This is a genomic window from Nitrospirota bacterium (genome assembly GCA_016212215.1).
Taxonomy (GTDB): domain Bacteria; phylum Nitrospirota; class 9FT-COMBO-42-15; order HDB-SIOI813; family HDB-SIOI813; genus JACRGV01.
Map to the genome: position 1 here is coordinate 1 of JACRGV010000028.1, position 11,676 is coordinate 11,676.

At 44.8% G+C, this 11,676-nt stretch carries 8 protein-coding genes; 2 read left to right on the forward strand and 6 right to left on the reverse strand.

Annotation, left to right across the window (positions count from 1 at the left end; all coding sequences use genetic code 11):
- Positions 1-113 precede the first annotated feature (113 nt).
- Together HZA08_02750 and HZA08_02755 are read right to left on the reverse strand one after the other, a co-directional pair.
- Complete coding sequence (locus HZA08_02750) at positions 114-968, reverse strand: M36 family metallopeptidase (GenBank protein MBI5192344.1); 855 nt, start codon at positions 966-968, stop codon at positions 114-116.
- A 108-nt stretch (positions 969-1,076) separates the two neighbouring features.
- Positions 1,077-1,832, reverse strand: coding sequence for a DUF1566 domain-containing protein (locus HZA08_02755; GenBank protein ID MBI5192345.1), 756 nt, complete (start codon positions 1,830-1,832; stop codon positions 1,077-1,079).
- Between the two features lie 734 nt (positions 1,833-2,566).
- On the opposite strand from HZA08_02755, the gene HZA08_02760 reads away from it, so the two are divergent.
- The gene (locus HZA08_02760) at positions 2,567-2,992 is read left to right on the forward strand and encodes a nucleotidyltransferase domain-containing protein (GenBank protein MBI5192346.1); all 426 of its coding nucleotides are present in this window, start codon (positions 2,567-2,569) and stop codon (positions 2,990-2,992) included.
- Positions 2,992-3,435, forward strand: a complete 444-nt coding sequence (locus HZA08_02765; GenBank protein MBI5192347.1) for a DUF86 domain-containing protein — start codon at positions 2,992-2,994, stop codon at positions 3,433-3,435. The genes HZA08_02760 and HZA08_02765 overlap by 1 nt, the downstream gene beginning before the upstream one ends.
- A 58-nt stretch (positions 3,436-3,493) precedes the next feature.
- Here HZA08_02765 and HZA08_02770 read toward each other — a convergent pair whose 3' ends face one another.
- The 4 genes from HZA08_02770 to HZA08_02785 form a co-directional block, all read right to left on the reverse strand.
- Positions 3,494-4,780 (reverse strand): ATP-binding protein, encoded by a 1,287-nt coding sequence (locus tag HZA08_02770; GenBank protein MBI5192348.1) that lies wholly within the window; start codon positions 4,778-4,780, stop codon positions 3,494-3,496.
- A 165-nt stretch (positions 4,781-4,945) separates the two neighbouring features.
- Positions 4,946-10,951, reverse strand: coding sequence for a choice-of-anchor D domain-containing protein (locus HZA08_02775; protein ID MBI5192349.1), 6,006 nt, complete (start codon positions 10,949-10,951; stop codon positions 4,946-4,948).
- 76 nt (positions 10,952-11,027) lie between these two features.
- Positions 11,028-11,315: a hypothetical protein gene (locus HZA08_02780; protein MBI5192350.1), complete on the reverse strand. Its 288-nt coding sequence runs from the start codon at positions 11,313-11,315 to the stop codon at positions 11,028-11,030.
- Positions 11,316-11,388: 73 nt separating this feature from the next.
- The gene (locus tag HZA08_02785) at positions 11,389-11,541 is read right to left on the reverse strand and encodes a hypothetical protein (GenBank protein MBI5192351.1); all 153 of its coding nucleotides are present in this window, start codon (positions 11,539-11,541) and stop codon (positions 11,389-11,391) included.
- Positions 11,542-11,676 lie beyond the last annotated feature (135 nt).

Genomic DNA, 11,676 nt, shown 5'->3' on the forward strand with positions numbered 1-11,676 from the left:
AGTACGCCCTGAAAATGCTTGGATTGCTTAAAAAGTGTAATTTAACGATCTAATTTGTACGATAGGTGATTTTTAAATTGCAAAATCCAATTTTGTGCCGGTTTTACCAGATGTCACGGAGACTTTTGCAAGAGCCTCATATAAAATAGATTTGTAATGGTTGCATTAATATCTGTATTCAAATCAGTTCCACCACTATTAAAATATGCATTGGTAAAGGTATAATTAAAGTTCCCCTGTGGCCGGCTTGGACTATACCCTCCATTATCCATATTATCTCTATCCTCCTGTGCACAGACATTATTCCCTCCGAGTGTATGATAGACCCCGCCGTCTTTGTTAAGCCATCCAAGTGGAGAAGCTGTTAGATCACCTGTAAAGGATTTTGTAACCTGCCCTGCATCATCAGGGTCCTCTGCAAATACAAGCCCATACGGCGAATTGAATTTAACCATGTTTGTGCGGTAAAGAACCTTTCCTGTTTCTGAATCCACTAAGATGATATACCGTTCGTTACTATTTTTATGAAAAATGACCTGCCATGCAAGCCGGAATTGCCCCTGCATAGGAAAGATCACAAGTCCTGCCGAGTGATAGGCATCTGTCGTATTGAACGCCCCTTTTTGAAATACAGTTTCCTGAGGCGGGCCAGTTGGACCGGATAATGCCACCGGTTCAAATGCAACGCCAGGTGCGGCGTCCGCTGCCGCAGTCCTGATTGCATCAACAGCAGATATGGGAGGGACTGTCCCTATGTTAATACCGGGATAGTAATCTCCTCCAATATTCAGAATCCTCCCTTCACTATCAACATTTCCCCTGATCTCCCCCTCAATTACCGGTATCCCCTGATAATGTTGTTTCAATGAGATATGGGTAATCCCATTATGCTCTGTCGTATATTTTCTTATTAATTTAAAATCAGGAAGGTCCGCCGGAGTGAGGGCAAAGATGCCGGAATTGTCCATTATAAATCCTTTAACAACTTCCTCGGGTGCCTGAACACTCGGCGATGTAAGATAGCCTTCGTAATTTAAAAGATGTCGTGGTGTCCCATTAAACCGGTTCCACTTTGCTTACATCATTTCACCAACCTGACTTTTAAGAGTCGTAATTCTCTGATTCTGGTTTTCTGACGGCAGCATTGCAGCGCCCTGATTTTGAAGACGGATGTCAAAGTCAGGAAGCGGCTCAATTTGCACACTATATGCTGTGTAATCCGTCGGAAGAGCGAAAGTAGGAATAACCGAAGTATGAGGACAGAACTGTCCGGAAAGTACCGGCCACACGTAGTAGCTGCCGTTGGACTTACCGCCGCTGCTCATGCCGCCATCCATCATATCGACGATACACGCATCGCTCGACGGGCCGGAGGTAGACGACCAGTAGTAAAAATCAGACTGCACATTCAGGAAGGGGTGTCCTGACGGCAGGGCCGGATTAGATCGGGAGAAATCGGTAAGGCTGTGCAATTCTTTTCGGTTTGGAAGTCGCCAGTCCGTGTAGCCACACAGGCTTAAGCTGTTGGCATAATCCAGTGCCTGTTGCCATATCCTTGAAACACTGTCAGGCGACCTTACCCACATCAGGCCGGTAAGATTGTCTGTAACACAATCTCCGTTGACAGTAAACCTTGGACTGGGCCATGCCACACCTGCCTGTACATCCCCGTCCTGCCCGGTTCCGGAACAGGCAATCACAGCCCCATACCAATCGTAACAGGTCGTCTGCCCTGTCTTGGGGAGGTCAACCGTGCCTGCTGCCAGTACAAAGACCGGCAGGAATAAGATAAATATCGCTGTCATTAAGATAACTTGTTTTGTTTTAAGCATAGTGTGTCTCCTTTATTTAGGCTGAAGACTGAAGGTTATAAGTTATCTCGCAATGAACGAATCAAACCATTCATGCTTCTATCTTCTACCTTCAGTCTTCTGCCTTCTTACCTCTTGCTATTTTCATTCCTCGCAGCCCACCCTCCCCCTGACCCCCTCCCGTCAAGTGAGGGGGATATTCTATGTACCCTCTCCCCAGGCGGGAGAGGGTCAGGGTGAGGGGGTCTTATTTTCATCATCCTTTGTAATTTTGAACTTTGAGCTTTATTTGAAATTTGGGCTTTGGAATTTGTTATTTCATGCCCCGGAACGGTTTTGGGGAAAAATCCTGAGGCACAAAAAGATATTTGATAGATTATACGATGACTGACTGACTGACTGACTGCAAGTTGCGGGCCTGACCGGCTGTTGTCGGAAGGCTTTATGAAATGAAACAGGGAAGAAAAGAAGTGGGATAGTTTTGCTCGTCTCATAAGCGTTCTCCTTACATTAAGCAAGGTTCCTAATTAACTTGTTGCCTTAACTGCAATTATCAGGAATCAATATTTGACTTTATTAATGGCTATCTTAGCTAAACTATTTTTTACTGTCAACAGAAATTTTTTCACATGTTTTTTGATAGAGAATTTTGGGAAGATATTTCAAAACTTTCCGGTTTCTGCTATAGTCATAATCATTATGGAACGAGGTGGATGTACAGTATCTTTAGGATGCACTTGATTAGGTGGAAAACGATGAAAAACAGATACAAACAGGCGTCTCAGGAAGAAAGAGATTATACCATACTCAGGCTTAAAGAATACTTTGAAAATTATAAAGAGATCATATTTGCTTACGTACATGGTTCTTATGCAGACGGCCTTCCGTTCAGGGATATTGATATTGCTATATTTGTAGATGATACAGTAATACGAAGGAATATGGTACTGGATTACGAACTGAATATTTCGACAAGGGCAGAGATGAAGACAGGCATAAAACCTCTCGACGTTAAGATAATCAACTATACACCGATAGGCTTCAAATTTTATGCTACAAAAGGAATACTATTATTTTCAAGAGATGAAGACGTACGTTGTGATTTTTTAGAAATGACATGGAAAAGATATTTTGATCTCCTTCCGGGAAGAAAACAAATACTGCTTGACCTTGTATCTTAATGAGTGACAATTATAAGAAAATAAACATAGAACGACTCAAAACCCTTTCAGAAGAAATCCGAAATTCCCTGAATAACCTCAAAGAGTATGCCGGCATTCCTGATGCTGAGATATTGCCTGATAAGACATTACTCAGTTCAGCAAAGTATAATTTTATTGTAGCAATACAGGCCACTATTGATATATGTCATCATATAGTTGCAAAGCTCGCCGGAAAAGTCCCTGATGAATATGGGGAATGTTTCCTGATCCTGAAAGACATGGGCTTAATTGATCCTGAATATGCAATAAAACTGAAGTCCATGGCAGGCTTCAGAAACATCCTGATCCATCTTTATCATGAAGTAGACGATGAACGGGTATGTAAATACCTGAAAGAAGACTTATGGATAATCGAGGATTTTTTGGATGTTATAAAAAGAATCATTGAACAGAACGAATAGGAACATCTATGTTCAACCGTGATTGTCACCAGAATCTCCAATGCATCAATGATCCTGCTTACTTTATCCTCTCAAAAAGCTCTTCATAAATCTTCCAGAACGGTATTATCGCAATATTTTCCTGTAAAGCTGTTTCAGTGTCGTATGTTATAATATAACCCCTTTTTATATTCAGCTTCTTCATGGCGGCTTGTATTCCTTCCATCTCTCTATTGATATTGGATTCACCGAGTTCATACGATACCTGAACTGCATAGAGGTCCTTTCCGGTTTTCAGAATAAAATCGCATTCCTTATTATCCTGATAGAAATAGATGTTCCGGTAGCCATTTTTATAAAATTCCGAATGAACGAGATTTTCCAGAAGTTTCCCCTTGTTGTCGGAAAATCTGAAAGATACCGTGTTCAGAAAACTATTATCAATGCAATAGGCCTTTTTCCTCGCCCTTGATTGCGTCTTCAGAGAATAAGAGAAATTCTTCATCTCCTGTATCAGAAAGCTGTCTTCGAGCACATTAACAAACCCTCTGACGGTGTTCTCATTACTCTTAACAGCCCTGGCAAGGCTGTTATATGAATACAAAGCAGAAATGTTTGAGATTAAATAAAAGGCAAGCTCCCGGAATGTTTTGATATCCCGGATATTATGATTGGCAACACAATCTTTCAGGATGATTGTTTCATAATAATTTATGAGTATCTCCCGCTTTAGATCATTGTCCTCTGTTTTTAAGATTTCAGGGAATGAACCATAGAACAAATACCCATCAAGGATACTCATGACCTTTGATTTATGACTTACCAGATCTTTGTAGGTGCGGATATTGTTGCCCCTCAGGATTTCCCTGAAGGAAAACGGATAGACATGATCAACCACATACCTCCCTGAAAGCAGCCTTGCGTAGCCTCCTTTCAGGAGGGAAGAGTTAGAACCTGTAATGAATATCTTTTCAAACCGTTCAGCATCATAAGAACTCTTGACATATTTTTCCCAGCCAATGACATTCTGCACCTCATCCAGGAAGAGGTAACGTATCTTTTTCCCGGTAATCTTTTCAGCGGTTTCAACAATCCTGTAAATCTCTTTTGCATCCCGCCACACCTCGGAAAAGAAAGGATCATCAAGGTTTACATAAAGGATACTCAGAGGGTCAGTCTTTTCTGAAAGGTAATTAATCAGGAGCTTGAAAATAGTAGACTTACCGCTTCTTCTTGCCCCAAGCAGTACCTGAACTTCCCTTATCTTAAGCTTCTTCAGAATGGAGGAAAGGACATCCCGATCATAAAGCGGGGCGTACTTCTTATTATCCCATTGCCTGTTCTGTGGTATTAATGCCTGTTCCATTTGCCATAACGTAATTCGTAATTTGCAAGAATTATACTAACTGTGATTAGTAAAATCAATAATAATTACAATATTTCTTTCTACGCTCTCCTGACAAAAGAGAAACCAGTATTACATGGCGGGTAAAAAAACAGCTAATAGAGATGCAGGCAAAATATATGACCTCTACTCCGCCGTAATCGTCCCACTCTTGATAAATGACCAGTTCAGTGCCTTATCTGCTACCTGTACCTTGTAAGTATAAGTACCGGCAGGAACAAGTGTGCCGCTTGTATCCTTACCATCCCAGACTACAGAACCTGCCGCTCCGCCGACGGGACAGGAGATGTTATAGGTTGTCATTATTGTCCTGATAAGAACAGCAGAGGGATTGAATATCTTTACCACTGCCTTGCATGTGCCGGACAAATTATCAGAGATATTGAAACTAATTGTGCTCACCTCTCCGAGATGATGTCTCAACGGGTCAGGTGTATCAGAGACACTTGTGATTACAGGCTTTGTGGTATCCAACTTGATATAATCAACAAGCCTTGATGACCTGTTACCTGCCTTGTCCCTATAACGGACATATACCGCCTTATTACCGTCTCCTGCTGACAGTGTCCATGCCTTACTTGTTGCAAACAGTTCCCACGGTTCAGTATCAAAGACACCGTCGTTTGAAAGCCGCATATCAGCACAGCCGCTACCGGAGCCATCACTACAACTGAGGGTAAGGGTAACTGAGGAAGTCTTTGTCCATGCCTTGTTACTATTGATAAGGATAGAACCGGTTGGCGGGGTTGTCTCCTTAAAGGCAGCCTTACATGTTTTAGCAGAACCCATCGTTACAATACCATCCGTGCAGTCTGCATTACCGCTCCAGCCTGTAAATATTGAACCAGCATCAGGTGCCGCTGTCAGGGTGACTGAAGTGCCATGATTGTAGACCTCAGAACAATCTATCCCACAGTCAATTCCAACTGGATTGCTCGCTACAGTCCCGCTCCCGGTACCATTCTTTGAAATGGTAAGTGTATAGGCATTTATTACAAAGTTTGCAGTCACAGATTTGTTCGTTTCCATTGAAACAGTTACCGGATTTCCTGCACCGCTTGCGTCCCCGCTCCAGTTCACAAAGTGATAGCCTGTGCTTGGAGTAGCTGTAAGTTGAACAGATGCGCCGGAAACATTATAACTTTCAGTGCAATCGCCAGGGCAGTTGATACCTGTACCGGATACTGTACCAGCGGCTATTGGAGCTATTGCAACATTCAGGGCAGCAACCCCTGTCCCGCTTAATGGCACATCCACTACAGGTGCATCAGGGTCATTGGACAGAATGTTTAAATTAGCCGCTTTCAAACCTGCTGAGGCAGGCATAAAACCTACTTGAACTGTGCAATTCAGTGATGGGGCAATAGTCTGTGCAGAACATGTATCACTCAGCTTAGCAAACTCTGCGTTATTCCCGCCTGTAAGGTCAATTGTGCCTATGCTAAGACCTGCCGTCCCTGTGTTAGTGATAGTAAACCTCTGCGTTCCTGAACTGCTCCCGACATTTACAGAACCGAAATCTGCGATAAGCAGAGAAACAGCAATATCCTGTAAGTGACCTTCTATAGTTATACTCCCCGCATTATTCCCTTCATCAAATTCAGCAACCATGCCACCTTCATCTACAGATACACTAACAACATATCGCGGCAAAGGAAGGGCGGTTACATCCCACACAAAATTAACATCCATAGCCTCATACGGCGCAAGTGCGCTGATGCTGTTAGTAAACAGTAGTTCCCCACTGGTAGAATCCTTTCTGAACCTTACATCTGTTGCACCACTCGCAATAGACCCGTCATTTGAGACCCTCGCTGTTATGGAAAACAGACTGTCTGTCAACTTCTCCCATCTCACACTTTTAAGCACAAGGTCAGGCTTCACTATCTGTGTGCTTACCACATTGTTAAACCGGTTAACCGGATCAATCGTCGCCGATGGGTCTATTACAGCATAAATAGAAAGCGGGGTCGTGGTCTGAGGCACTGTCCATGGTATTGACACTTCTGTTGTATCCCCAGGACTTAGAACCTGCCCGATAACCGCTTCACCGATCAACGTACCGCCTGCTAAAGGGTCACCAAGATAAAAGACAACCGGTATGTTGCTCTCCCCCTTATCACCAAGGTTCATAGCCTTGACTCTTAAAAGGATATTCTCGCCGGGGAGGGGATTTAATGGTGATGGGAGGAGACTGCCGCCTTCCAGTGCAAGGTCTTCCCCCATTGTGTATTTCAACATATAAAGGTCTGTGCTTACAGGAACAGGCATATCAAGGGTCACACTCTGCCCGCTCGCAGTGGGCCTCGCCACCTGAGTAAGTCCCACAATATTCCTGTTATAAACAGCGACCAGTGTATCATTGCCATAAAAAGATGCTGTGATGTGTCTCTCTGTCTCTGTATCAGATGTAAGTTGTCTCGGGCTTCCCCACACCGCAAACAGTGGGTCATAAAATATAGCGTACAGATCAGAGCTATACTCTGAAGACTCTGCCCATACTATTGAAAGTTTGCCATCTGATGATGATGCGAGTCTAAAATCAGCCAGGTTGGAGGAGTATTCATCTGCCCTGATGACTGTCCTTGCATTCATATCAAAATTTGATACGCCCGAAAGCTCATTCCCCTTTATCCATGTAAGTACAAAGTTCCCGGCAGGGTCTATTGCAATCTGCGGATTATCATCTGTGACTAAATCATCCGTTAACCTTGTCAGCGTCCCCCATGCACCGTTGCTATACGAGAGTATATAAAGCTCATGGTCATTGATGGTGGCCATATCCCCGTCAGTATCAAGGCTCATCACAACATGACCGGTACTCCCGTCATAAGACAACGAGTATTTGAGAAGCCCATTAGGGATCTGAGAGATCAATGCCGGGGCACTCCAACTTTGTGACATGCCATCCCATTTTGAATACCATAGATTATTCGGGGCTGTAGCGCTGCCTGAAAGGTCGTTGGTCTCATTGCTGATCCATGTAAGGATTATATTGTCACCTGTCTTCCCTGCCATCTTAGGGCTTCTGTCCAGATAAGAATTGGATGTCAATCTCTGTGCGCCGGACCACTGCCCAGTCTGTGGATTATAGTGTGCAGCAGATATCTCAAGATTCTGCACCATGTCATCAAAGGTAGCCGTGTCCGGCATCACAATGCCCTCATCTTCCCATGCAGCAACCGCTGAACCATCTGGGAATGTGATAATCTCAGGATGGAAATCCGCTGTCCCGTCATCTGATATAGCCTGCGGTGTACTCCATGCTGTCCCGTTAAATGAAGAAGATACGGCCATACTGCGATTGATAGAGGTTCTCTGAGGATTATCATACAACCATGTAAGATTTAGATTTGTACCGTTTGAAGATATGCTTGATTCCGAATATGGAAAGACGTTTACCTGGAGAGGTGCAATAGCTGTGGTATAAGGCAACCCATCTGCAGCCATTGTCTTTATAGAATATCCTGGCATCCTGCTGAATCTTCCGTATCCGGGCTTGCTTAGATAATTCCTCTGCAGGAGGCTCGGTTGTGCAGGATACTGCCTTGGATACTCCAAAGATGACAGTGCTGCCGCCTGATTATAGAGACTCCAGTCCCACCGTAATGCCTCCTGCTCCCACTTGAAGAGAAAGGCATATACACTTACGCCGCCATTGAGATACAAAGAAAGATCCTGAAGTGCCGGCGTTTGAGGCCACTGAAGCTGAAGGTCTGAACCGCCGCCAAGCCAGCCCTCCACTGCCAGTACCTCATCAACACCGGCACCGAGAGAACCTCTTACATAGGGATTCAAACCAAGTTGTCCATTAAGTTTTACAGGATTTATATCCAGTACCTGGGCTGTCGCATCTGCTGTGACATTAAGTGTTGCCTTTGCATACATGGGGACAGGCACAGGCCCTGCCATGAAAATAAATGGCCAGCTCTTCGATAATCCTAACTCACCGGCCATACCGATACTGCCGGTATAACCCCACTGGCAGGTAGAGGGAAGGAATTCTCCATTTATACTTACGATGGGATAAAAACTCAAATCAAAACTACTGACCGCAGCCTTCGGCAATCTCCTCCTGTCCACCCGGCCTTTTGCTGCATAATCATCTATCAGTGCTACAATCTTCATTAGATTATGCTCCCTGCCCCAACTCTCATCTATAACATTACCTGCCTCAAGGTCACTCCACCTGAACCCCATTGTAAATTCACCACTGCTCGTTATCTCTGTGTTCACTTCGGGGATATAATCCAGTCTGAATGGGGAATCTCCAAATATCGGTATATTTTTCGGTATGATACCAGCATCTACACCTTGTTCTATAAAACTTAAATTTAAACCGCCACTGTTAGTGCCATAGTAAAATCTGTCTCCCGCATCTATTAATTCCATGAAGGCAGAAAGATCAACTAATGGGAATGACATAACCTCAAAGTCAGCCTCTTTTTCTATGGAGCTGGTTCCGTCACTACTTATTGCCTGCACCTTTAATTTGCCGCATGAACCAAATTCAGTGCCCATGTTGAACGCCCTTAGAGCAGTGCTTCCTGTCGTTGCCACATCATAACTTCCCTTTGGAGTAATAAATCTGACTGTCTGAGGTGGATGACCGCCCCAATCAACATTGATAGAGTAAGTCACAAGATGGTCAACTCCATCAAGGTAAAAGACATGTCCCCCATACTTTGAAGAAATGCTCAGGACATTAATCTCTGCAGAAGAGGCGAGTGTCAGTGTGAAATCTTTGATAACCGTTGTCATAGGCGGGATGCTGATGTTCTCAGCATGAGTCGCGAAACCGGTTTTGCTAACCGTGACAACATAGTCGCCATAAGGGATAGTCTGAATGCTGTACTGACCGTTTACGTCTGAAGTTGCCGCGTAGGTTCCAATTAAAACATTGACCCCTGCTATTGGACTGCGGGAGGAATTGTAGACCACACCTTTTATGGCTGATGGACCTTCCTGCCCGCCTGTCCCCTGAAGGGGAACTGCCATAACCGGTGTATCAGGGTCGTTGCTTGGCACGCTCAGGCTTGCAGTCTTTGCCCCAAACGAAGTGGGTTTGAATACCGCCTGAGCAGTACAGTTACCGGCAGGACTAATAGCCTTGCCTGAACAATTATCGTTCACTATACCGAACTGAGAGACATCCGTGCCGCTTAGAGACAGTGTCCCCACCACCAGATTTGCAATCCCATTGTTGGCAATGGTAAATATCTTTGCCGGGGACAACGCACCTGGCTGAACAGAACCAAAGTCATGACTCACAGGTGAAACCACAATGTCCGGAACAGCAGAGGCAACAAAGTCCATCCCTGACACATCAGCCCCCGCAACGGCAACATTCCTTGAAGCAGGATTAAAACTGTAGGCCGCCTTTGAAGGCGTTACTGTATAGGAGCCGTCCGCCAACCCTGCAAAGCTATAAGTCCCATCCCCTGCCGTGGTCGTTGTGGCGGACGCTGCGCCGCTCAGGGTCATGGTCACACTGCCCAGACCGGTGCCATTTTCAGTAACGGTCCCAATGATCGAATGGACCAAAGGGCCGATCTGTCCAGAACGTACCGGCCACACGCAGGGGCTGGACCCATAGCTGCTGTCCACGTAGCCATTCCACATATTGACGATCCACGCGCTGCTCGCGTAGCTGGCGTAAGAAGTAGACGACCAGTAGGGGCTAGACTGCACATTCAGGAAGGGATGGCCTGCCGGGAGGGCAGGGTTATACCTTGAGCGGTCAATAAGGCTCATCAGCTCTTTTCTGTCTGGAAGCCTCCAGTCACTGTAACCACAGAGGGTGAGATTGTTGGCATAATCCAATGCCTGCTGCCAGGTCTTATATGTCCCAGGTAAATTTGCATTCTTTGACCACATCAGACCGGTAAGACTGTCAGTTACACAATCCACCTCTACACCACTTCCGACGGTAAATCTCGGACTGGGCCAGGCCACTCCCGCCTTTATATCCCCGTCCTGCCCTGTCCCTGTACAGGTAATCACACTCCCTGAGCTATTGTAACAGGTCGTCTGCCCTGTCTCCCATAGCTGAGCCTGTTGTGCATAGGACAGACAGGCAGCGGCTAAGATAAATATCACTGTCATTAAGATGATGTATCTTGTTTTAAGCATTGTGTGTCTCCTTTATTCAAGTAAGCAGTAAGCGGTTAGCAGGAAGCAGATAAAACCTGCCTTCACTGCTAACTGCTTACTGTTCACTGCTTACTATTTTCATGACCGGTAACCGTTCCTTAACCTTTCCAATATATCTATCCGTCTCTTTGATAATGACTACAGAGACCCCTTTCTCTACAAGTGCCTTTACGTATTGGTCTTCAAGTCTTTCAGGGAAACCATGTATCACCCCTCGTTTACTTTGTGCGACTTTCTTCAGTTTAAGCAATGCAATCATCTCCTCTATAATTGGAGTCACACCGTAAAACTCATAGAAGCAGCCAACCTGAAATAAGATAAAGGAATCTCTGAATAGGCACATATAATAGAGATATTGACTCTTTACAGATGGAAATATTTCACAATATTTATAATGTGGCCTTATACTGCCGCCATCAAATGAGAAATATTCCTTTAAGAAACTGTATCTTTTGGAGTATGGCCCGTCTTAAGTTGTAGGTATCCGCCCATTTCATGTGACCCCGGTAGGAGGCAAGGACAGACCTGACCTGTTCAAGAAGTTCATAATCGTATCTTATAACCTGCATCCCCCCTCCCATCCCTCCCCCCTTGCGGGGGAGGGTAAGGGTGGGGGATACAAGCCTCTTTTTAAACAACTCAAGTTTTGCCCTCAGATTATTTACGACCCGCCGTCTCACAAGCATATAGTCATGTCTGATGAT

What these genes read in the sequence shown, in the direction of transcription:
- HZA08_02750 (MBI5192344.1), bottom strand. Translation starts at nt 968, where the DNA reads ATGGACAATTCCGGCATCTTTGCCCTCACTCCGGCGGACCTTCCTGAT.
- HZA08_02775 (MBI5192349.1), bottom strand. Translation starts at nt 10,951, where the DNA reads ATGCTTAAAACAAGATACATCATCTTAATGACAGTGATATTTATCTTA.
- HZA08_02785 (MBI5192351.1), bottom strand. Translation starts at nt 11,541, where the DNA reads ATGCAGGTTATAAGATACGATTATGAACTTCTTGAACAGGTCAGGTCT.
- HZA08_02760 (MBI5192346.1), top strand. Translation starts at nt 2,567, where the DNA reads ATGAAAAACAGATACAAACAGGCGTCTCAGGAAGAAAGAGATTATACC.
- HZA08_02770 (MBI5192348.1), bottom strand. Translation starts at nt 4,780, where the DNA reads ATGGAACAGGCATTAATACCACAGAACAGGCAATGGGATAATAAGAAG.
- HZA08_02780 (MBI5192350.1), bottom strand. Translation starts at nt 11,315, where the DNA reads ATGTGCCTATTCAGAGATTCCTTTATCTTATTTCAGGTTGGCTGCTTC.
- HZA08_02765 (MBI5192347.1), top strand. Translation starts at nt 2,992, where the DNA reads ATGAGTGACAATTATAAGAAAATAAACATAGAACGACTCAAAACCCTT.
- HZA08_02755 (MBI5192345.1), bottom strand. Translation starts at nt 1,832, where the DNA reads ATGCTTAAAACAAAACAAGTTATCTTAATGACAGCGATATTTATCTTA.